Source organism: Pseudarthrobacter enclensis (genome assembly GCF_001457025.1).
In the GTDB taxonomy this organism is placed as follows: Bacteria; Actinomycetota; Actinomycetes; order Actinomycetales; family Micrococcaceae; genus Arthrobacter; species Arthrobacter enclensis.
Genome location: NZ_KQ758599.1, coordinates 539,069 through 560,066, shown reverse-complemented (window position 1 = coordinate 560,066; position 20,998 = coordinate 539,069). Strand labels below are relative to the sequence as shown.

General features: G+C 62.3%; 19 protein-coding genes and 1 pseudogene. 13 read left to right on the top strand and 7 right to left on the bottom strand.

The window, feature by feature from the left end; translation table 11 throughout:
• Positions 1 to 47: 47 nt before the first annotated feature.
• The 3 genes from AS031_RS02590 to glmS form a co-directional block, all read right to left on the bottom strand.
• On the bottom strand, positions 48 to 1,658 hold the full coding sequence (locus AS031_RS02590; RefSeq protein ID WP_058266553.1) for an NAD(P)H-hydrate epimerase: 1,611 nt from the start codon (positions 1,656 to 1,658) through the stop codon (positions 48 to 50).
• A gap of 30 nt (positions 1,659 to 1,688) precedes the next feature.
• Positions 1,689 to 2,036, bottom strand: coding sequence for a holo-ACP synthase (locus AS031_RS02585; protein ID WP_018760400.1), 348 nt, complete (start codon positions 2,034 to 2,036; stop codon positions 1,689 to 1,691).
• A 138-nt stretch (positions 2,037 to 2,174) separates the two neighbouring features.
• Positions 2,175 to 4,067, bottom strand: a complete 1,893-nt coding sequence (gene glmS / locus AS031_RS02580; protein ID WP_058266552.1) for a glutamine--fructose-6-phosphate transaminase (isomerizing) — start codon at positions 4,065 to 4,067, stop codon at positions 2,175 to 2,177.
• Between the two features lie 104 nt (positions 4,068 to 4,171).
• Between glmS and coaA the strand changes: the two genes are divergently transcribed.
• From coaA to mscL, 3 genes are all read left to right on the top strand, one after another.
• On the top strand, positions 4,172 to 5,167 hold the full coding sequence (coaA, locus tag AS031_RS02575; RefSeq protein WP_176716492.1) for a type I pantothenate kinase: 996 nt from the start codon (positions 4,172 to 4,174) through the stop codon (positions 5,165 to 5,167).
• Positions 5,168 to 5,172: 5 nt separating this feature from the next.
• A complete protein-coding gene (locus AS031_RS02570; protein ID WP_058266550.1) occupies positions 5,173 to 6,054 on the top strand; it encodes a M15 family metallopeptidase in 882 nt (293 codons plus the stop codon).
• A gap of 107 nt (positions 6,055 to 6,161) precedes the next feature.
• The gene (gene mscL / locus AS031_RS02565) at positions 6,162 to 6,551 is read left to right on the top strand and encodes a large conductance mechanosensitive channel protein MscL (protein WP_058266549.1); all 390 of its coding nucleotides are present in this window, start codon (positions 6,162 to 6,164) and stop codon (positions 6,549 to 6,551) included.
• A 65-nt stretch (positions 6,552 to 6,616) separates the two neighbouring features.
• On the opposite strand, the gene glmM is transcribed toward mscL, so the two are convergent.
• Positions 6,617 to 7,978, bottom strand: coding sequence for a phosphoglucosamine mutase (gene glmM, locus AS031_RS02560; protein WP_058266548.1), 1,362 nt, complete (start codon positions 7,976 to 7,978; stop codon positions 6,617 to 6,619).
• A 184-nt stretch (positions 7,979 to 8,162) separates the two neighbouring features.
• Here glmM and AS031_RS02555 point away from each other — a divergent pair, with 184 nt between their 5' ends.
• Positions 8,163 to 9,401, top strand: coding sequence for a bifunctional glycosyltransferase family 2/GtrA family protein (locus AS031_RS02555; RefSeq protein WP_058266547.1), 1,239 nt, complete (start codon positions 8,163 to 8,165; stop codon positions 9,399 to 9,401).
• Positions 9,398 to 11,293: an ArnT family glycosyltransferase gene (locus AS031_RS02550; RefSeq protein ID WP_058266546.1), complete on the top strand. Its 1,896-nt coding sequence runs from the start codon at positions 9,398 to 9,400 to the stop codon at positions 11,291 to 11,293. Before AS031_RS02555 ends, AS031_RS02550 begins: the two co-directional genes overlap by 4 nt.
• Positions 11,294 to 11,410: 117 nt before the next feature.
• Here the strand turns inward: AS031_RS02550 and AS031_RS02545 are convergent.
• The 3 genes and pseudogenes from AS031_RS02545 to rplM form a co-directional block, all read right to left on the bottom strand.
• Positions 11,411 to 12,385 (bottom strand): annotated as a pseudogene (locus AS031_RS02545) (IS481 family transposase).
• 317 nt (positions 12,386 to 12,702) lie between these two features.
• The gene (gene rpsI / locus AS031_RS02540; RefSeq protein WP_058266545.1) at positions 12,703 to 13,209 is read right to left on the bottom strand and encodes a 30S ribosomal protein S9; all 507 of its coding nucleotides are present in this window, start codon (positions 13,207 to 13,209) and stop codon (positions 12,703 to 12,705) included.
• A 38-nt stretch (positions 13,210 to 13,247) separates the two neighbouring features.
• Positions 13,248 to 13,691: a 50S ribosomal protein L13 gene (gene rplM / locus AS031_RS02535; protein WP_058266544.1), complete on the bottom strand. Its 444-nt coding sequence runs from the start codon at positions 13,689 to 13,691 to the stop codon at positions 13,248 to 13,250.
• 327 nt (positions 13,692 to 14,018) lie between these two features.
• On the opposite strand from rplM, the gene AS031_RS02530 reads away from it, so the two are divergent.
• The 8 genes from AS031_RS02530 to AS031_RS02500 all read left to right on the top strand — a co-directional run bounded on the left by AS031_RS02530 (position 14,019) and on the right by AS031_RS02500 (position 20,992).
• Positions 14,019 to 14,651: a prepilin peptidase gene (locus tag AS031_RS02530; RefSeq protein WP_228379549.1), complete on the top strand. Its 633-nt coding sequence runs from the start codon at positions 14,019 to 14,021 to the stop codon at positions 14,649 to 14,651.
• A gap of 279 nt (positions 14,652 to 14,930) precedes the next feature.
• Positions 14,931 to 15,131 carry a Flp family type IVb pilin gene (locus tag AS031_RS02525; protein WP_058266542.1) on the top strand — a complete coding sequence of 67 codons (201 nt, stop codon included), beginning with the start codon at positions 14,931 to 14,933 and terminating at the stop codon, positions 15,129 to 15,131.
• Between the two features lie 88 nt (positions 15,132 to 15,219).
• A complete protein-coding gene (locus AS031_RS19400; RefSeq protein ID WP_074446909.1) occupies positions 15,220 to 15,618 on the top strand; it encodes a TadE family protein in 399 nt (132 codons plus the stop codon).
• Positions 15,606 to 16,610 (top strand): TadE/TadG family type IV pilus assembly protein, encoded by a 1,005-nt coding sequence (locus AS031_RS02520; protein ID WP_058266541.1) that lies wholly within the window; start codon positions 15,606 to 15,608, stop codon positions 16,608 to 16,610. The genes AS031_RS19400 and AS031_RS02520 overlap by 13 nt, the downstream gene beginning before the upstream one ends.
• A gap of 20 nt (positions 16,611 to 16,630) precedes the next feature.
• Complete coding sequence (gene cpaB / locus AS031_RS02515; RefSeq protein WP_058266540.1) at positions 16,631 to 17,401, top strand: Flp pilus assembly protein CpaB; 771 nt, start codon at positions 16,631 to 16,633, stop codon at positions 17,399 to 17,401.
• Positions 17,398 to 18,597: a CpaE/TadZ family protein gene (locus AS031_RS02510; protein ID WP_058266539.1), complete on the top strand. Its 1,200-nt coding sequence runs from the start codon at positions 17,398 to 17,400 to the stop codon at positions 18,595 to 18,597. The genes cpaB and AS031_RS02510 overlap by 4 nt, the downstream gene beginning before the upstream one ends.
• Positions 18,594 to 20,042, top strand: a complete 1,449-nt coding sequence (locus AS031_RS02505; protein WP_074446908.1) for a TadA family conjugal transfer-associated ATPase — start codon at positions 18,594 to 18,596, stop codon at positions 20,040 to 20,042. The genes AS031_RS02510 and AS031_RS02505 overlap by 4 nt, the downstream gene beginning before the upstream one ends.
• Positions 20,042 to 20,992: a type II secretion system F family protein gene (locus tag AS031_RS02500; protein WP_058266538.1), complete on the top strand. Its 951-nt coding sequence runs from the start codon at positions 20,042 to 20,044 to the stop codon at positions 20,990 to 20,992. Before AS031_RS02505 ends, AS031_RS02500 begins: the two co-directional genes overlap by 1 nt.
• Positions 20,993 to 20,998: the final 6 nt, after the last annotated feature.

The window sequence follows — 20,998 nt, the reverse complement described above, 5'->3', positions numbered from 1 at the left end:
GCAGCAGAGGGCATCGGAACGCCCCTACTGCCGGTGCGAACTAATGCCTACCGTAATGGTTGGCTGTGACTATTACGTTTCGACGCTCCAGAGTTACTAAGCATGCTGACTTTACCCCAGGTTTGCGGTATGGCGTCGGCAATGGCGCCCGCGGTGACAGGGCCGCCGGACCGCGCGTCCGAGGCAGCCGTGCCGGCGAGGCCGTGCAGCGAGGCTCCCAGCGCGGCCAGCACAGTCCAGTGCCCGCCGCCGCTGATCCCAAGGGAGCGGGAAAGCCAGACGCCGGGACCCGCCTGGGCGAGCAGCGCACCGATGACGCCGGCCAGCACGTCGCCGCTGCCGGCAGTGGCGAGCCAGGGGGTGCCGTCCGCCTGGCTGAAGACCGTGCCTTCGGGTGCGGCCACCAGCGTTGCGGGTCCCTTGAGCAGGACCGTTGCCCCGGTCAGGGTGGCGGCTTTGCGGGCAGCGTCAAGGGTGGCGGCTTCCACGGCATCACGGTCTCCAAAGCGTGCGTCGTCCCGCCCTTCCAGGCGTGTGAGCAGGGCGGCGAGTTCGCCGGCGTGCGGTGTGAGCACCACGTGGGGGTCGAGACGGGAGGGCAATGCGGGCAGCGCACCGGCGTCGGCCACCACCGGGAGTCCCGAGGCGATGGCGTCGGCGGCCCGGGCCAGTTGTTCGTGGTCCCCGGGACCCATGCCGGAGCCGACGAGCCATGCCTGGACGCGGTTGTCAGCCACGGTTCCGTCGCTGCAGACCACCTCGGGGCAGGCCTGGCGCACCAGGTCAGCGACGGCCGGCGGGCCAAGGTACCGGACCATGCCGACGCCGGCGGCCAGGGCGCCGCGGCAGGCAAGCACGGCAGCGCCCGGGTATTGCGTGGAACCCGCGACGATGCCCAGTACGCCGCGTGAATACTTGTGTGCCCGCCGTGCCGGGTGCGGCAGGATTCGGCCAAGGTCTGTTGGTTCCAGCCGCCGCAGGGCAGGGCCGGGAAGGTGCTCTTCGATGCCGATGGGAACCACGGCGACTCGGCCGGCGTAGTCGGCGCCGGGGTCAGCCAGCAGGCCCGCCTTGGCGGCGCCGAACGTCACCGTCAGATCGGCGCGCAGCACCGGTTCGGCAGCCTCGCCGGTATCGGCGTTGACGCCGCTGGGCAGGTCGCAGGCCACCACGAATCCGCCCCGGTCAGCGCCCGCCAGGTCCCGGCTTACAGCCTCCACGAGCCCTGCGGCGTCCCCCCTCAGCCCGCCGGTGGCGCCAGTGCCCAGGATGGCGTCGATGACGACGTCGGCGCGCGCGGCTTCCGCGGCCAGCCCGTCCTGCGCCGCCCCGTCAAGTTTCTCGGCCCGGCCGCCCGCCCGCCGGAAAGCAGCCAGTGCCGCCGGGTGCGCCGCGCCGCCGGTGAGTACCGCCGTCGTCCGCATCCCGCGGGCGGCGAGGAACGCCCCGGCGTACAGGCCGTCCCCGCCGTTGTTGCCCTTGCCGGCCAGCACGACCACGCGGCTGCCGTACAGGCGGTGGCCGCGGGCCCGCAGTTCAGTGATGACGGCGTTGGCCAGGCCGTGGGCGGCGCGCTGCATCAGGACGTCACCCAGCCCGGCAGCGAGGAGCGGCTGTTCCGCTTCCCGTACCTGGGTTCCGGTGTAGGCGCTGATCATGGGTGTCGGGTCCCTGGGCGGCGGGCCGGGTCAGCCCTCGGCCAGGACCGTTGCGGTGGCGATCCCGCCGTCGTGGCTGATGGAGAGGTGCCAGCGCTTGACGCCCTTGGCCTCTGCCACGGCCAGGACGGTGCCTTTGACCTGGACGGTGGGTCCGTTCTGGTCCAGGCCGATCCAGCAGTCCTGCCAGTTCATGCCGGCCGGTGCGCCGAGCACCTTGGCCACGGCTTCCTTGGCCGCGAACCGGGCGGCCAGGGACCGCGTGTTCAGCTCCCGCTCGGCCGGTACGAACAGCCTGTCCCGAAGGCCCGGCGTCCGTTCCAGCTGGCGGCCAAACCGTTCGATGTCTACTACGTCTACCCCAATGCCAACGATCATGGCACTACTCTACGGTGACGCCTATCGTGCGGAGGACGTTGCAGGCCGGTCATGAGTGTTATCCGCCATCAGCGCAAAGTCTGGACTTAAAGCGGAAACCCCGGGCCGTTGGGCCCGGGGTTTCCGCTGTCAGGGACGCTATTCGACGGTGACGCTCTTGGCGAGGTTGCGGGGCTGGTCCACGTCGTAGCCCTTCGCGGCGGCGAGTTCGGCGGCGAAGATCTGCAGCGGGACGGTGGTCAGCAGCGGCATGAGCAGGGTGGGGGTTTCCGGGACGTAGAAGACGTGTTCGGCGTAGGCCTGGACGGCTTCGTCGCCTTCTTCGGCGATGACCAGGGTCCGGGCGCCGCGGGCACGGATTTCCTGGATGTTGGAGACCACCTTGGCGTGCAGCGAGTCGCGGCCGCGCGGGGACGGGACCACCACGAACACCGGCTGGCCCTCATCGATCAGCGCGATCGGGCCGTGCTTGAGCTCGCCGGCGGCGAAGCCCTCGGCGTGGATGTACGCGATCTCCTTGAGCTTCAGCGCACCCTCGAGTGCCACCGGGTAGCCCACGTGCCGGCCCAGGAACAGCACGGACTTCTCGTCCGCCATGGACCGTGCCAGTTCACGCAGCGGCCCGGCGTTATCCAGGATGGCCTGGATCTTCGCCGGGATCTTGTTCAGGTCCGCCAGGACGTCCGCGATCTGGCCGGAGAAGATGTTCCCGCGCAGCTGCGCCAGGTACAGGCCCAGCAGGTACGCGGCGGTGATCTGGGCCAGGAACGCCTTCGTGGAGGCGACGGCGATTTCCGGGCCGGCATGCGTGTACAGCACGGCGTCGGACTCACGCGGGATGGTCGATCCGTTGGTGTTGCAGATCGAGATGGTCTTCGCGCCCTGTTCCCGGGCGTACCGGACAGCCATCAGGGTGTCCATGGTCTCGCCGGACTGGGAGATGGATACCACCAGGGTGTTCTCGTCCAGGATCGGGTCCCGGTAGCGGAACTCGTGCGCGAGCTCCACCTCGGTGGGGATCCGGCACCAGTTCTCAATCGCGTACTTCGCCACCGTGCCCGCGTACGCGGCGGTGCCGCAGGCCAGGACGATGATCTTGTTGACCTTCTTAAGCAGCTCCGGATCAATCCGCAGCTCACTGAGCGTCAGCTTGCCCTCGAGGTCGGAGCGGCCCAGCAGGGTCTGCGCCACGGCGTCGGGCTGGTCATGGATTTCCTTCTCCATGAACGAGGAGAAGCCGCCCTTCTTCGCCGAGGCCGGGTCCCAGTCCACGTGGTATTCCTTGCCGGCGGCCGGGTTCCCAAAGAAGTCGGTGATCTCCACCGTGTCCGCGGTGATGGTGACGATCTGGTCCTGGCCCAGCTCCACCGCCCGGCGGGTGTAATCAATGAACCCCGACACGTCAGAGCCCAGGAAGTTCTCCCCCTCGCCCAGGCCCACCACCAGCGGTGAGTTGCGGCGGGCAGCGACGACGACGTCGGGCTGGTCCGCGTGGACGGCCAGCAGCGTGAACGCACCCTCGAGGCGCTGGCAGGCCAGCTCCATGGCGCGGGTCAGGCCGCCGTTGGAGACGTCCCCGCCGAGCTGGTTCCGGAAGATGTCCGCCAGCAGCGCGGCAGCAACCTCGGTGTCCGTCTCGGACAGGAACTTCACGCCCTTGTCGATCAGTTCAAGCTTGAGCTCGGCAAAGTTCTCGATAATGCCGTTGTGGATCACCGCGAGCCTGCCCTCATCGGCCAGGTGCGGGTGCGCGTTGCGGTCCGTGGGGCCGCCGTGCGTGGCCCACCGCGTGTGGCCGATGCCCGTCAGGGTTTCCGGCAGCGGACGCTCCTCCAGCTCAGCCAGCAGGTTGCTCAGCTTCCCGGACTTCTTCCGCGCCTCAATGGCGCCCTCGGACACCACGGCAACACCGGCAGAGTCATAACCGCGGTACTCCAGCCGGCGCAAACCCTCAAGGACAACGTCCAAGGCGCTGTGACCATCAACCGCACCGTTCACAGAACGGCCTACATAACCCACGATTCCACACATAGAGTCAAGGGTATCGGGTGCAGGCTGGTTGCTAGAAACCCGGAATCCGATTCTTGAGCCGTTCTTGCAGGTGGCGCCGCGCCCCGGCCCTGCTCCATTTCGCTATGCGCGGAGCGCGGGGCAGAATCTCTAACGTGACTTTGCAACGCAACGAGGCGAATGGAGAGGGTGCCTCTCCGTTCGTGGAGCTGGACCGGCAGACCTGGTCCAGGCTGGCCGCCCAGATGGAACAACCCCTGAACGAAGAGGACATTGTCCGTCTGCGTGGCCTTGGCGATCCCCTGGACATGAAGGAAATCCGCGAGGTGTACCTTCCGCTGTCCCGGCTTCTGCACCTGTACGTTGAGGCGGCCGGGCAGCTGCATGCCGCAACCACCACCTTCCTGGGCGAGCAGACCCAGCGGACGCCGTTCGTGATCGGCGTGGCCGGCTCGGTGGCGGTGGGCAAGTCCACCATTGCGCGCGTGCTGCGCGAGATGCTGCGCCGCTGGCCCGGCACCCCCAACGTGGAGCTGATCACCACGGACGGCTTCCTCTACCCGCTGGCCGAGTTGAAGCGCCGGCAGCTGCTGGACCGCAAAGGCTTCCCGGAGTCCTATGACCGGCGGGCGCTGCTGCGGTTCGTCAGCGAGATCAAGGGTGGGGCCGAGGAAGTCCGCGCGCCTTGGTATTCGCACGTCACGTACGACATCGTTCCGGACAAGGAAGTGGTGGTGCGGCGCCCTGACGTCCTGATCGTCGAGGGCCTGAACGTGCTGGCCCCGGCACGCCCGCGGCATGACGGCCGGCAGGGGCTGGCACTGAGCGACTTCTTCGACTTCTCCATTTACGTGGACGCCAAGACCTCCTACATCGAGGAGTGGTACGTGGACCGGTTCCGGAAGCTGCGGAGCACCGCGTTCGCGCAGCCGGAGTCCTACTTCCACCGGTACGCGAGCCTGTCCGATGACGAGGCTGAAAGCACGGCCAGGGACATCTGGAAGCGGATCAACGAGCCCAACCTGGAGGAGAACGTGCTGCCCACCCGCGGCCGGGCGCAGCTGGTGCTCACCAAAGAGGCGGACCACACTATCCGCCGCATGCTCCTGAGGAAGGTCTAGCACAGGTGTGCTACGACTGTGATGCGGCTTCCGGAACGGCGGGCACCACGCGGCGCAGCTTTGCCCGCTTCCTCGCCGTGGGGGCCGGACTGACTGTCCTGACCGCTTGCACGCCGGAGGCACCCCAGGCCGTCCCGTCGTCGTCCGCGCCTGTGCCTGCTTCCCCTGTACCTTCGCCGACGCCGGTCCCCTCCACCGCGGCACCCGCTCCGGAGGCCGCCACCGTGGGTGAAACACCTCCGTCAGCCACCGCTGCACCGTCACCCTCGGCAGCGCTCCCCCGCCAGTTCTCGCTGACGGATCCGGCAAGCCCGTGGGTGGTAGTCAACAAGCATCGCCCGCTGGTACCGGCGGCGTATGCGCCGGCGGACTTGGCGGGGCCCGCCGTCAGGACGTCCGCAACCGGCGAGTCCGCACTGCTGAACAGCACGACGGCGGCAGCGGCCGAGGCGATGTTCGCAGCGGCGGCGCGGGACGGCGTCGTCATGGTCCTGGCGAGCGGGTACCGCTCCTACGCGACCCAGGTGACCACCTATAACGGTTACGTGGCGTCCCGCGGCCAGGCGGATGCGGATACGGCGAGCGCCCGGCCAGGCTATTCCGAGCACCAGACGGGGTGGTCGTTCGACATTGCGGACGGCGGCGGTGCGTGCGCCTTCCAGCCGTGTTTCGCGGACCAGCCGGCGGCTGTGTGGGCGAAAGCCAACGGGCACCGGTTCGGGTTTGTGGTGCGGTATCCGTGGATGTTCCACGAGATCACCGGGTACTACTACGAGCCGTGGCATTTGCGCTATATCGGCGTGGAGGCGGCCACGGATATGGTGAACCGCGGAATCAACACGCTGGAGGAGTACTTCGGGGTGGGAGCGGCGCCTGGGTATCCCTAGGGCCGGGTGTCCACAACGGTCCACGGACGTCCGGGGTTCCCAACACGGGCCCACAAAGGGGGCCCAGGTTCACGCAGGGTTAATAGAACTCGGCTAGCTTGGAATCCATGTTGACTGGATTCAAGAACTTCATCATGAAGGGCAACGTCGTTGACCTTGCCGTCGCGGTGGTGATGGGTGCCGCGTTCGGCGCCGTTGTCACCTCCATCGTGGAAGGCCTGCTCACCCCGCTGATCGGGCGCCTGTTCAGCGCCAAGGGCATTGAAGACATGCAGTGGGAGGGCTTCCTGTATGGCCGGGTCATTTCCTCGGTCATCTCGTTCGTGCTGATCGCCGCCGCCATCTATTTTGTGGTGGTCCTGCCGATGAACATGATGATCGAGCGGCGCAACCGCCGGCTCGGCATCAACCAGGACGTTAAGGAAGAATCTGCCGAAGACCCGCAGATCGCCCTGCTGACCGAAATCCGTGACGAGCTCAGGAGCAGGGCTTCCTAGCACGTCGTTCTTAACGGCAGAGGCCCGCTTCCTTTTCAGGAAGCGGGCCTCTGTTTTTGTCTGGGTTACTCGCTGACGAGCTCCAGCGCGAGTTCGGTGCGGACCACCTGTGCAAGGTGCTCGGCGATGGACTGGGCCGTCTCCTCGTCCGCAGCCTCCACCATGACGCGGACCACGGGTTCGGTGCCGGAAGGGCGGAGCAGGACGCGGCCGGTCTCGCCCAGGGCGGCTTCGGCGGCGGCAACGGCCTGGGCCAGGACGTCGCTGCTCTTGACCCGGGTGCGGTCCACGCCCTTGACGTTGATCAGCACCTGCGGAAGCTTGGTCATTACGGCGGCGAGGTCCTTGAGGGACTTTCCGGTCAGGGCCACCTGGGCGGCCAGCTGCAGGCCAGTCAGGAGCCCATCTCCGGTGGTGGCGTGGTCGGAGAAGATCACATGGCCGGACTGCTCTCCGCCCAGGTTGAAGCCGCCTTCGCGCATGGTTTCCAGGACGTAGCGGTCCCCCACGGCGGTTTCACGGATGCTGATGCCGGCGTCGCGGAGGGCGATTTTGAGGCCAAGGTTGCTCATGACGGTGGCCACCAGCACGTCGTCATTGAGCTTGCCGGCTTCCTTGAGCGCCAGGGCGAGGACTGCCATGATCTGGTCGCCGTCCACCTCGTTGCCCTCGTGGTCAACGGCCAGGCAGCGGTCGGCGTCTCCGTCGTGGGCGATGCCCAGGTCGGCGCCGTACTGCAGGACGGCTTCCTTGAGCGGGCCAAGGTGGGTGGAGCCGACGCCGTCGTTGATATTGAGCCCGTCAGGGTCGGCGCCGATGACAATGACGTCCGCGCCGGCGTCCTTGAAGACCTGCGGGGAGCAGCCGCTGGCGGCACCGTGGGCGCAGTCCAGGACCACGGTCAGGCCCTCAAGGCGGTGCGGGAGGGTGCTGAGGAGGTGGACGATGTAGCGGTCTTCGGCGTCGGAAAAGCGCTGGATGCGGCCAACGTCGGCACCGGTGGGACGGACCGCCTCGTTCTGCATCTGCGCCTCGATGGCGTCTTCAACCTCGTCGGGGAGCTTCTGGCCCCCGCGGGCAAAGAACTTGATGCCGTTATCCGGGGCCGGGTTGTGGGATGCGGAGATCATGACGCCGAAATCCGCCTCAAGGTCCGCCACCAGGTAGGCCGCCGCCGGCGTCGGCAGGACTCCGGCGTCGTAAACATCGATCCCCGAGCTGGACAGGCCAGCCTCCACCGCGGCGGCGATGAACTCGCCGCTGGCGCGTGGGTCGCGGGCCACCACGGCGCGCGGCCGGGAACCGTTGGAGTTGCGGTCGTGGCCAAGTACGACGGCGGCCGCCTGGGCCAGCTGCAAGGCCAGCTCCGCTGTCAGCAGGCCGTTGGCCAACCCCCGGACACCATCAGTTCCAAATAATCTAGACACCGCTCAAGTGTATGGGATGGGGGTGGCGCAGCCCGCGTAGGCGGCCGATCAGGGGCCGAATCTACTTGTTGTGTACCTGCGCCGGAGAAGGGCTGAATACTCGGACTACTTGGATCGGATGGCAGTTACCTGTCTTCGTCGAAAACCCTCGCCACGCCTATTTGGCGGCCCCTACGATCCATGCATGACACCTAGCTATGGGGGCTTGGCGCTCGAAATTGTAGTACCGGTCTACAACGAAGAAGCGGTACTCGAAAGCAGCATCACAAGGCTCGCCGAATACTTGACGAACGAAATGCCGTCGACGTGGAAGATCACCATCGCCGACAATGCAAGCACCGACCGGACGCCGGTGATTGCCGCTCGACTCAGCGAGCACCTGGAGAACGTCGCTTACAGCCGGCTTGAGGCCAAGGGCCGCGGCTTGGCACTGAGGGACGCATGGAGCGCGTCCGATGCGAAAGTCCTGGCCTACCTGGACGTTGATTTGTCTACCGACCTTGCGGCGCTGCCGCCGTTGGTGGCGCCGTTGCTGTCCGGGCATTCGGACATTTCCATCGGCACGCGGCTGGGGCAGAGCTCCCGGGTCAGCCGTGGTCCGAAGCGCGAGTTCATTTCCCGCTCCTACAACTTCCTGCTGCGGCGCACCATGCAGGTGCGGTTCTCGGATGCACAGTGTGGCTTCAAAGCGATCCGTGCAGATGTTGCCAGGCGCCTGCTGCCCCATGTCGAGGACAACGGATGGTTCTTCGACACAGAGCTGCTGATCATCGCCGAGCGTTCCGGGCTCCGCATCCACGAAATTCCCGTTGATTGGGTGGACGACCCGGACAGCCGCGTGGACATCAAGCAGACTGCCCTTGACGATCTGCGGGGGATGGTGCGGGTTGCCGGCTCCCTCGTCCGGGGAGTCATTCCCGTCCAGGCCATCTATGCGGAACTTGGACGCCGCCCCATCGTGCCGGCTGGCCGGCCGAGCTTCTTCGGGCAGGTTCTCCGTTTCGGGCTGGTGGGTGTCGCATCAACCCTTGCCTTCGCGTTGCTCTACCTTATGCTGCAGGGTCCCTTCGGTGCACAGGAAGCCAACTTTCTCGCACTCCTGATGACGGCGGTCGGCAACACGGCTGCCAACAGGCGTTTTACCTTCGGGATCACCGGACCTGCGAAGATCTTCACGCAACAGGTCCAAGGCCTGGTGGTCTTCCTGCTGGCCTGGAGCATTACGTCTTCTTCGCTGTTGGTGCTCCACTTGCTCCATCCTGATGCTGCCCCAAATGTGGAGCTGCTGGTCCTAACGGCCGCCAACGTGTTGGCCACCCTGATGCGCTTTGTCCTCCTGCGGCTTTGGGTATTCCGCGAGCGCCGCACCGGTCGCAGCGCGAGGTTGTTGACACTGCCCGTCACAGGAAGCCCCGTCCGGTGACTACCAGTTACGCCGACGCTAACCCGGCGATTGAATCTCCCAGCGCCCGAGTGAAGTCTTGGCCATGGGAAAGAATTGGTTTAGCACTTCTGCTCCTCGGAACGGCTGTTTCCTTCCTCTGGGGACTGGACCGAAACGGCTGGGCCAACCCCTATTACTCGGCGGCAGCACAGGCTGGTTCCCAGGACTGGAAGGCGTTCTTTTTCGGTTCCCTGGACGCCGGGAACCTCATCACAATCGATAAGCCACCCCTCAGTATCTGGATCATGGCCCTCTCAGTCCGTCTCTTCGGACTGAACTCTTGGGCTATCCTCGTACCGCAAGCCCTTATGGGCATTGCAACAACCTGGCTCATCTACAAGATCATCCGCCGAAGCTACCCGGCCGCGCCGGCACTGCTCGGCGGCCTTATCTACGCCACCACCCCCGTCGTCGTTCTCATGTCCCGCTACAACAACCCCGAACCGCTCATGGGACTCCTGACCGTTTCCGCCGTGTACTTTATCGTCAGGGCAATCGAAGACAACCGCTGGACCTGGTACCTCTTCAGCGGCACCGCCCTTGGCCTGGCATTTATGGCCAAACAAATCCAGGCCTTCCTACCCGTCCCTGCTATGGTCGTCGCCGTCCTGCTTCTCGGCGCCGGAACAATCGGATCCCGCCTCATTCGCCTCCTCGGTTCCCTAGTCTCCCTCATCCTCAGCGGTGGATGGTGGATAGCGATCGTCGAGCTCACACCGAAAACAAACCGCCCCTACATCGGCGGATCAGCAACAAATAGCATTCTTGAACTCTCCCTCGACTACAACGGTATTGCGAGATTTATCCAAGTTCCTACCAAAATAAGCGGGGGACGCGCACTGCCAAATGATGACCTTGCTCCATACAACGGAGGTTTTACCAGAATATTCGATGGAAACTTTGCCCCAGAAATCGCGTGGCTCACATTTACGGCAATAATGTTGACCATTGTTATGATCATCCTCAATCGCAGTTTGCAATTTACCCAGTCCCAGAAAGTACTAGCTGTCATTTCGACAGCCTGGTTTTCAACAACTTTCTTATTGTTGTGCTTCATGGGATCCATGATTCACACCTACTACACGTACTCGCTGGCAGCGCCAATGGCTGTGGTGGCAGCCGTGGGGCTCGCCGCCCTGTGGCGAGGTCGCGACAGGCTAATTGTTCGTCTGATTGGCGGACTCATTGTGGGGTCTTCCACCTACATGTGCCTCCGCGTAATGAACTACAGTGACGAATGGCCCACGATTTTTAAGCTATTGACTATCACCGTCGGCGTCGCCGCCGTAATCGGTTGGATGTTCAATAGGGGTGTCAAACAGTCACGCCTAGCCGCCGTGACTGTAGCCGTTGCTCTCGTCCTAGCGCCCACGGGCGCTAACTTCTACACCCTATCCACACCTCAAAATGGCACCAACCCGCAGTCAGGGCCTGTTGCAAACGATCCCATGGCCATGTCGCGTCTGCTGCGCGCTGCAAAGTCCGGCTCACCGGCCTGGGCTCAACAGATCGCTTTCGGCACGCCGCCGCTTGCGGAGGTAACGGAAAAGCTTCGGCACACAAAGAACAGCTCAGTATGGGCGGCGGCGACCTTTTCAGCGCAGAACGCCGCCCTGTATCAGCTCGAGTCCGGTCAGCCAGTCATTGCGCTTGGAGGCTGGCTTGGAACCGACCCCGCGCCAGATCTCAATCAGTTCAAGACGCTGGTTGCGGAGGGCAACCTTAGGTACTTTATCTGGCAGCAAGATCTCCTAGACCGAGGCGAGTTGAGCTTGGCCACCATTGAAATTTCGCAATGGGTGCAAGAACACTTTGCTGAGCAGATGGTGGGTAACGTCAAAATTTACGATTTAGCTAATGAACCCAGTTAGCCTACGTCGGGCGACAACCTATTCGTCCTGTCAAGACCTAACAGGAAGGGACACGAAGCGTCGCCAAGAACCTCAGGGTGGACCTACGGGTCACATCCCTCATGCAACTAGGTGTACTCAGTCAATAGGTTGTTTGGACCTGCTGATGGGTGGTTTGCCTCCGAGGCTGCCGCGGGGCCGGTGGTTGTTGTAGAAGTCTAGCCATGGCTGCAGGGCGTCTATCCGGGCCTGGTTGGAGGTGACAGGGTTGGCGGTAAGCCCAGCTTTCCTGGAGGGTGCGGTTGAAGCGTTCTGCTTTGCCGTTCTGCCATGGGTGGCGGGGTTTGATCAGGATGTGTTTAGCCCCGAGTCGCGCCAAGGCGTTGTGGAAGTCGCGCGGGAGAGCCGGTAGGCGAAGGCGTTGTCGGTCATGACTCTTTTGACGGGTGCACCGGCAGCTGCCATGGCGGCCGCGGCGCGGGTGAGAAACGCCGCGCAGGTCGGGCCTTTCTCATCGGGCAGGACCTCGGCGTAAGCCAGGCGGGAATGGTCATCAACGACCACGTGAACGTAGTCAAAACCGACCCGTGTGCGGCTTGCTGCATGGTTGCGGGCGGACTGGTTCGGGTCGGCCCGCCACCCGCCGTCCGGGATCCCGCCGAGTTTCTTCACGTCGATGTGGATCATGTCTCCGGGGCGTCGCGCTCATACCTGCGGTCGGTAGCCCGGGAGGCCCGTATCCGTGCCCCGGTCATCGGGTCCAGATCCCACAACCTGGGCATGCCGGCACGGGCAAGGATCCGGGAAACCGTCCTGGGACTGACCCCGCAGCGGACCGCCAGATTGGCCGGGCCGTCCCGGTGCTCCACCCGCCGGGCCAGGACTTCGGATACGACCGTTGCCGGGGTGGCGTGCGGGCAGGACTTTGGCCTTGAGCTGCGGTCCTCAAAGACCGGTCCAGCCGTCGCCGCGGTACCGGGTGTCCCAGCGGTGCGCACACGTCCGCGAGACGCCCATTTCCTTGGCCACATGGGCTACCGGACGGCCGGCCAGGACTCGCTCGATGAGGGTCCGCCTACCGTGCGGAGTCAGGCGGGCATTACGGTGGGACATGAGGACCTCTTAGTCATTGGCTGTGTGTGGTGACCACCAACCTAAGAGGTCCTCACCCATTCACGATGTAAACAACGTCCTGACCCAGTACGCCTAGGTTCGAGGGGTAGCGGCTGTTCGGTGGGTGACTTTGGGTTTCAGTACACGGGGAAATCAGTGAGTGTCGGAATACCGACTGTCATGGAGTCGCGATGCTTTGGGCACGCGCAAGGCCTCAAAGGCATTGCTGGACGCCAGGTCGCTCCAGGATGACTAGAAAGTACTGACACAGAAGCCCGCCCCGCCAAACGGCGGAACGGGCTTCTGCACAAGCGGATTTAGCGCTTGGAGTACTGCTGGGCCTTGCGGGCCTTCTTGAGACCGGCCTTCTTACGCTCAATGACACGGGCGTCGCGGGACAGGTAACCGGCCTTCTTCAGGGTGGCGCGGTTGTTCTCAACGTCGATCTCGTTCAACGAACGGGCGATTCCGAGGCGCAGGGCACCGGCCTGGCCGGAGATACCGCCGCCGTGGATGCGGGCGATGACGTCGTAGGCGCCTTCGAGATCAAGGATCTTGAAGGGCTCGTTGACGTCCTGCTGGTGCAGCTTGTTGGGGAAGTAGTTCGCCAGCTCGCGGCCGTTGATGGTCCACTTGCCGGTGCCGGGAACAACGCGGACGCGTGCAACGGCTTCCTTGCGGCGGCCAACAGCTGCGCCGGCAACGGTCAGTGCCGGGCGCTCCTTCTTGGGAGCGGCTTCTGCAGCAGAGCTCTCAGAGGTGTAGCTGGTCAGGTTTTCCTCGGCCTCGACGGCCTCGGTGGTCAGTTCTTCGTTCTGAGCCACGATTCTCCTTGTATAAGTAAGTTGGTTGGTGGCCAGGACTACTGGGCGACCTGGGTGATTTCGAAAGTCTTGGGCTGCTGGGCGGCGTGCGGGTGCTCAGCACCGCGGTACACCTTCAGCTTGCTCAGCTGCTGGGCAGCAAGCGAGTTCTTGGGGAGCATGCCCTTGATGGCCTTCTCCACGGCGCGGACCGGGTTGGATTCCAGCAGTTCCGCGTAGTTGACGGAGGTCAGGCCGCCGGGGTAGCCGGAGTGGCGGTAAGCGCGCTTCTGGTCCAGCTTGGAACCGGTCAGCGCGACCTTCTCGGCGTTGATGATGATGACGAAGTCGCCCATGTCCATGTGGGACGCATAGGTGGCCTTGTGCTTGCCGCGCAGCAGGATTGCGGTCTGGCTTGCAAGACGGCCAAGGACAACGTCGGTGGCGTCAATGACGTGCCACTGGCGGTTGATATCGCCGGGCTTCGGGGTGTACGTACGCACGGTGTTTGCCTCGTTCTTGTTCTGGCGTTCTTGTTTAGGTGTCACTAGCTCGTGCACCTACTGTCTGCGCGCTACCGGAACAGAGGTGAGGGCTCTATGTAACCAGTCATCCTGAGGTTCCGAATGTGCACGCCTGAGTAGCTATCCTGCAACCGGATTCTCAAGCGGGCACGCACCATCGGAATAGGACACGCACAACGACTTACAAGATTAGCGCGTTGGGCGGTTCAGGGTCAAAATGAGGTAGCCGGAAGCCGCTGGGGCACCGCCGGCTCATCTACACAGGGGGATGCGGTGTTGTCAGCGGAGAACTCAGACTCCATCAGTGTGCTCCTGGTTCTGACCACCGCACTCCTGGGGGTCGCCCTCTCCCCCATCGCAGAGGTGCTGATCGCCAAACTGCTTCCGAGGCTCGGCAGCGTGCCGCGCCTGCAGGTAAGAATTATGACGGCGGTCCTTACCGCTATCGCCTGCGCCGTCTTTGCGCTGCGATTTGGAACGGCGACGATACTGCCGGCTTTTATTCTGCTGGCCGTCCTAGGAGTGCAGTTGGCCAGGATTGATTTCTCGCTTCACCTATTACCAAACCCCCTCGTACTACTGCTCCTGGCCAGCGGGATCATCCTCCTGTTAATCGCATCACTATTTGGTCAGCATGCTGACAATATGCTTAGAGCGCTGTTTAGCATGATGATTTTGTTCGCTGCGTACTTAATTTTGGGGCTGATTTCACCCGGAGCCATGGGAATGGGCGACGTCAAACTCGCGGCACCCATCGGTCTCTACCTAGGGTACTTAGGTTGGACGCAGCTTCTCTACGGTGGCCTCCTGGGCTTCATCCTCAACGGAGTCGTCACTGTTCTCACAGTTGCGCGAAAAGGCCGCAAAAACACGGCAGAGGTTGCCCATGGCCCCTCGATGTTGGCGGCCACACTGGCAGTTGCCGTTCTCCTTCCCTAGTGGATCAACCTGCCCTGCTACCAGACCTATATGCGGAACCTGAGAACCAATCCAAGTGGTCGGTATCTTTCTCGATTGTGGTCTTGAGTACTGCCGACGGCAACTGAGTACAGCATTTTCGCCCGAGCCTAAAAAGTCGAGTACCACTACGCGTTGTTGCCTTATACCCCCCAGTGACAATCTCTTCTTAGCGAAGTCCAGCCGCTAAAGATTTATGGGGGCAGCTGGAAATTCGTTGAAATCAACTAAATTCCATTTCACCGAATTAAGGAAATAAAAATGACTTCTCTCATGGTCTCGATGATGGCTTTCGTCGCCGGCGTCAAGGATCGTTTCTCCTCCGAAAAGGGTGCAACGGCGACAGAGTACTCACTGCTTGTGGGCCTCATCGCTCTGGTAATCGTCGCCGGCGTGACCCTCTTCGGCAAGAACCTCAACACGTTCTTCAGCGATCTCGCAGTTACGGTTGGGACCTGGTAGTCCCCACGCGTGTGGTGTGCCGTGCCTGATTTCTTCAGGCGCGGCACACTCTATCTCTTTCCAAGCTGCAACTGTCCAGGGGGACCACTTGAAACGCAGCCCCAAACACAAGCGGGACACGGAACGAGGTGCTGTCGCCGTCGAGTTCGCTTTGGTGGCACCAATCCTCATTGCATTGATCGTCGCGATCGTTGAGTTCTCCAATGCTTACAACGTCCAGGTCTCGGTGACGCAAGCTTCCCGTGAAGCCGCTCGCACAATGGCGATTACCAAAAACACGACGAAGGCAACCGCTGCCGGCAAGGCCGGGGCCCCATCAATCAATGCCGGGCTACTGAGCTTCGACTACTCGGCTGCGACGTGTCCCGCAGCAACTCCTAGCCCGAACGCCACCGTAACTGTCACCTACACAGGCAGCTCGCTAACGGGGTTCTTTGGTTCTTCACTAGTGATCAAAGGTAAAGGGTCCATGCAATGTGGCGGTTAATTAGGAACCGAAAAAAGGCAGGCTCAAATGAGAAGGGTGCAGCCGGCGTCACCGTCGCCGTGATGATGCTGGTCCTCATCGGAGCCGGTGCTCTGGCAGTTGACGTCGGCCAAATTTACGCCGAGCGTGCACAGCTTCAGAACGGTGCAGATGCCGGAGCTTTGGCCGTTGCCCTTAGCTGTAAGAACGGAGCCTGCAACTCGGCCCTGGCGGATAACCTAGCGAATTCGAACTCAAATGACTCCGCAAGTAAGGCATCAGTCGACTACAGCGTGCCGGGGCAGGTTACCGTCAGAACTTCGACTAAGAATGGGTCCTCAAGCTTTCTGACGAATTTGTTTTCAAATGCGATCAACTCGGGTCCAGTTACTGTCGGGGCTCGAGCCACTGCTGGCGCTCACTTCCCAGGCAGCGGATCCGGGTTTCCGCTCGCCCTCTCGGACGATTGCTTCAACCTGACTACTGCATCCGCAACAGGGGTCGTCCAAAAGATTTCCTACAAACCCGGCATGACCTGCACCGGTCCTTCGGGGACGCAGATTCCCGGCGGCTGGGGCTGGCTCGATGAGTCTTCACCCTGCAACGCAACCACCATCACGGGCACAAACGGAATGGCCGGCGATCCTGGCAATAATCCGCCCAGCGGCTGCGCCGACATCCTGTCGGGTTGGAAGACCACGATCGAGGCCGGAGGGGAGGTCAAAGTCTTGTTCCCGGTTTTCGACACAGCAACGGGAACGGGAAATACAGGAGTCTTCAACATCGCAGGTTATGCCACATTCAAAATCTGGGGGTGGAAGTTCGGAAACAACCATGAGTACGAGTTCCGCAACACTGCCGGCGATCCAGGCATGACGAGCGCTCTCGCCTGCAACGGGGGGCAGGAACGCTGCATTATCGGCCAGTTCATCAAGTTCAACACCATCGGGTCCGGTAGCGCGACTACCGGTGGGACGGACTGGGGAACTTCAGAAATCCGTCTCATCAAATAGTTAGCTCTAAGGGGAAAGAAATGAAAGCACGCCTACTGGGAGGCATCGCCGCGCTGGTTGTAGCGGTTATAGGCACCGTCCTCCTCTTCAACTACGTACAAGGCGCCGACCGCCGCGCGCTTGCAAACACTGAGACTGAGGACATCCTGGTCGTCAAACAGAGTGTGCCCGCCGGAACGCCTGCCCGAGAACTCAACCAGTATCTGACCACCAAAGCCGTCCCGAGGGCAGCAGTGGCGGAGGACGCCATCGAGGACCTCAGCGCGATTGAATCGAAGGTGACCGCTGTTGGTCTGGTTCCCGGTGAGCAACTGCTGAGCAGCCGTTTGGTTGAGGCCAGCACGTTCATCGGACCCGCAAGGGTGGAGGTCCCTGCCGGGCTTCAGGAAATTACCGTTCGGCTCGACATCGACCGTGTGGTGGGCGGGACGATACAGGCAGGCGACACCGTCGGTGTCTTCATTTCTCTTGGTGACTCAACTGCCGGTGGTGGGAACGGAACGCAACTGACTTTCCACAAGGTTTTGGTTACGGCGGTCCAGTTCAGTTCAGGACAATCAGTCCAGACTCAGGGCGAGGCCACCCAGGCCAGCTCTACGGGTGCTCTCAAGGCGGAGGGCAATAAGCAGGCGGCCGGCGACTCTTATCTGATCACCCTTGCTCGGGACGCCGTAGATGCAGAAAAGCTGGTCTACGCGGCTGAGTTTGGAAAAATTTACCTCTCCAAGGAGCCCGCCGGCGCCACGGAAGGCACCAGCGGAGTAGTGAATCAGACCAAGGTATTCCGATGAGCCGCTTCATTCTCATTACCCCCTCACCCGACTACGAACGCTCCGTTCGAGCCTCAGTAGCTCCGCTGAGCGGCTCCTTGCAGTCCTTCCAGGCAAATTACCTGCCGGAGTCGCCTGACGACATTCTTCGCCAACAGGTTGGCGAACCTCCGGAAGTACTGATCTTGGGACCGGGATTACCCCGCGAAGATGCGCTCAAATTCGCAGCAGTACTGGACCTTCAATACCCCGAGATCAGCATTGTCCTTGTGGCCGAAGACAACGGTGAGCTGGCGCTGCAGGCTATGCGTTCCGGCATCCGGGACATTCTTCCGCCGACTGCAGACATGGAGCAGATCCGCGCACTGGTCGAAAGGGCAAGCTTGGCGGCAGCGGGCCGCCGGCGGGGCTTGGCTCCGAACGCAGCCGAGAGGCCAACAGCCGAGGGTGGCCGCGTGGTTGCGGTGATGTCACCAAAGGGAGGCGTAGGCAAGACAACGGTGGCAAGTAACTTAGCCATCGGGCTCGGGCAGGTGGCGCCGATGAGCGTGGTCCTCGTAGATCTGGATCTTCAATTCGGGGACATTGCCAGCGGCCTGATGATTGAACCCGAGTACACCATTTCGGATGCCGTCGTAGGGGCTGCCAGCCAGGATGCCATGGTTCTGAAGACCTACCTGTCACTTCATCCAGCCAACATCTATGCGCTTTGTGCCCCACGGAACCCCATTGACATGGACAAGATTTCCGGCGGACATATCAGTAACCTGCTCCGCCAGCTTCGGACAGAGTTCCAATATGTGGTTGTGGACACGGCTCCCGGTCTTGGCGAGCATGTCTTGGCAACTTTGGAGCAAGCAACTGATGCGGTATGGGTTTGCGGCATGGACGTCCCCAGCATTCGCGGACTGCGAACCGGGTTCCAGATACTTTCTGAACTCGACTTGCTGCCAGACAACAGGCACGTCGTGCTGAATATGGCAGACCGGAGGACTGGACTGACAGTCCAGGACGTCGAAGCCACGATCGGCGCGCCTGTCGACGTAGTCCTCCCAAGGTCTCGCGCCGTTCCCTTTTCGACGAATAAGGGGGTTCCCCTGCTGCAGGACGGCAGTCGAGATGCCGCTGCCAAGGGACTTCGGCAGCTGGTGGATCGCTTTAAACCCAACTGGGAAGGCCCCCGCAAGAAGCTCCACAGAAGGGCGGTAGTGCAGTGAATCTCTCTAATCGGTTTGCAAAGTTGCGGGGCGAAGAGCCTGCAGGGGACTCCCTCGAGGCTTTGGCATCGACGCCGGCGACCTTAGGTGCTATCCAACAAGCACAAGCTGCCGAGCAGGCGCATGCCCCTGTAACAGTTGACGTGACAGTCGGCAGCGCAAGCGAGGCTCTTAACGGGCTGAAAGAGCGGGCGAGTCAGGCCCTGTATGAACGCCTTGGTTCTCGAATCACTGACTCGTCACTGGACGAATCCGAGCTGCACCAGTTCGTGAAGGACGAGCTGAAAGCCGTCGTGGACGAAGAGCAGGTTCCTTTGTCACAGGGTGAGCGGCAGCGTCTTACCCGCGAAATCATTGACGACGTCCTGGGGCACGGTCCCCTGCAACGCTATCTTGATGATCCCTCCGTCACTGAGATCATGGTGAACCGCGCGGATCAGATCTATGTGGAACGCGGCGGACGTCTCTTCCTTACGGACACCAAGTTCGCCAACGAAGATGCTTTGCGGAGAGTTATCGAACGAATAGTTACCCGCATCGGTCGGCGGATCGACGAATCATCCCCCTTGGTAGATGCCCGGCTTGCAGACGGGTCACGCGTCAACGCGATCATCCCGCCGCTGGCGGTAAACGGTGCATCCTTGACCATCCGGAAGTTTGGCCGGGAAGCCCTGACCGTGCAGAAACTGATTGAGTTTGGAAGCTTGTCTCCGGAGATGGCCGAGCTCCTGCAGGCGTGTGTTTTGGCCCGTATGAACATCATCGTCTCGGGCGGCACAGGCACAGGCAAGACAACCATGCTGAACGTGTTGTCCTCGTTCATTCCCGTCACAGACCGCATCGTGACTATCGAGGATGCTGTGGAATTGCAGCTCCAACAGGATCACGTCGTTCGGTTGGAGAGCCGCCCCGCCAACATCGAGGGGAAGGGAGAAGTTTCTATTCGCGACCTGGTTCGCAACTCCCTGCGAATGCGGCCGGACCGAATCGTTGTAGGCGAGGTCCGCGGCGGTGAATCCCTGGACATGCTGCAGGCAATGAACACAGGTCACGACGGGTCGATCTCAACCGTCCACGCCAATTCCCCCAGGGATGCAGTCGCCCGCTTGGAGACCCTGGTGCTGATGGCCGGAATGGACCTGCCGTTGCGCGCCATCCGTGAGCAGATTGCCTCCGCCGTAAACCTCATCGTCCACATCTCACGGCTCCGCGACGGATCCCGCCGCGTAACGCACATTACCGAAGTGCAGGGTATGGAAGGTGACATCGTCACACTTCAGGACGCTTTCGTCTTCGACTACTCAGCAGGAATTGATGCAAACGGCAGGTTCCTTGGCAAACCTGTCCCCACGGGCGTCCGTCCCCGGTTTACGGATCGTTTCGAGGAACTCGGCATCAGGATCTCGCCAGCAGTTTTCGGCGCACACGCAGTCAGGGGCCGGTGATGGAAGCAGAAGTACCCGTGACCCTTGCCGTCTTAGGTGTGGCCTCCATCTTCGCGGCGTTCCTCCTGCTCTTTATGGTCGTCTTGAAGCCGGGAAACACCATCCCGTTGTCCCGCCGGCGTCCTGATGTCCCGGTTGCCACCTCAAAGCTGACAGTACTCACCGATTCTGCGGTGGGCGTTATCAACAAACAGCTACGAGGCAGGGACGATTTCCTCATCAGCAGGGAAAAACTGGAGCGTGCCGGCCTCAAGACCCAGCCAGCCAACTTCCTGCTCATGATGGGCGCGGGAGCCTTGGCCGGAAGTGTATTTGGTTTCCTGTTGGGCGGACTCTTCTTCGGCATCCTCATGCTCGGCGTTGTGCCGGCAGGCATGTTTGCCTATCTGTCCGCATTGGCAGCCAGGCGGAGAAGCAAATTTGACGAGCAGCTACCGGACACACTGCAGATGCTGACCGGCAGCATGCGGGCGGGCCACTCCCTGCTGAGGGCTGTCGACGCTTCGGCACGGGAAACCGATGCTCCGATGTCAGAAGAGTTGGCACGCATCGTCAACGAGACACGGATCGGCCGGGATCTTAGTGAGTCGATGACCGACGTGGCTGCACGTACCAGGAGCGAAGACTTCGCTTGGATCTCACAAGCAATCGAGATTCACAGGGAAGTCGGCGGCGACCTGGCTGAAGTTCTCGATCACGTGGGTGAGACCATCCGCGACCGCAACCAGATTCGGCGCCAGGTGAAGGCCCTCAGCGCTGAAGGCAAGATGTCTGCAGCCGTTCTCATGGGGCTTCCCGTAGTTCTGTTCTTCGCCCTGATTTTTATCAATCCCCAGTACGCGAAGACGTTCATGAGCACTGTCCCCGGATACCTGATGCTCGGGGCGGCTGCGGTCATGCTTACCGCCGGCGGTTTCTGGCTTAGCCGACTCATAAAGCCGAAGTTTTAGGAGGCC

What these genes read in the sequence shown, in the direction of transcription:
- AS031_RS02590 (WP_058266553.1), bottom strand. Translation starts at nt 1,658, where the DNA reads ATGATCAGCGCCTACACCGGAACCCAGGTACGGGAAGCGGAACAGCCG.
- AS031_RS02585 (WP_018760400.1), bottom strand. Translation starts at nt 2,036, where the DNA reads ATGATCGTTGGCATTGGGGTAGACGTAGTAGACATCGAACGGTTTGGC.
- glmS (WP_058266552.1), bottom strand. Translation starts at nt 4,067, where the DNA reads ATGTGTGGAATCGTGGGTTATGTAGGCCGTTCTGTGAACGGTGCGGTT.
- coaA (WP_176716492.1), top strand. Translation starts at nt 4,172, where the DNA reads ATGCGCGGAGCGCGGGGCAGAATCTCTAACGTGACTTTGCAACGCAAC.
- mscL (WP_058266549.1), top strand. Translation starts at nt 6,162, where the DNA reads ATGTTGACTGGATTCAAGAACTTCATCATGAAGGGCAACGTCGTTGAC.
- AS031_RS02555 (WP_058266547.1), top strand. Translation starts at nt 8,163, where the DNA reads ATGACACCTAGCTATGGGGGCTTGGCGCTCGAAATTGTAGTACCGGTC.
- AS031_RS02525 (WP_058266542.1), top strand. Translation starts at nt 14,931, where the DNA reads ATGACTTCTCTCATGGTCTCGATGATGGCTTTCGTCGCCGGCGTCAAG.
- AS031_RS02520 (WP_058266541.1), top strand. Translation starts at nt 15,606, where the DNA reads ATGTGGCGGTTAATTAGGAACCGAAAAAAGGCAGGCTCAAATGAGAAG.
- cpaB (WP_058266540.1), top strand. Translation starts at nt 16,631, where the DNA reads ATGAAAGCACGCCTACTGGGAGGCATCGCCGCGCTGGTTGTAGCGGTT.
- AS031_RS02510 (WP_058266539.1), top strand. Translation starts at nt 17,398, where the DNA reads ATGAGCCGCTTCATTCTCATTACCCCCTCACCCGACTACGAACGCTCC.
- AS031_RS02500 (WP_058266538.1), top strand. Translation starts at nt 20,042, where the DNA reads ATGGAAGCAGAAGTACCCGTGACCCTTGCCGTCTTAGGTGTGGCCTCC.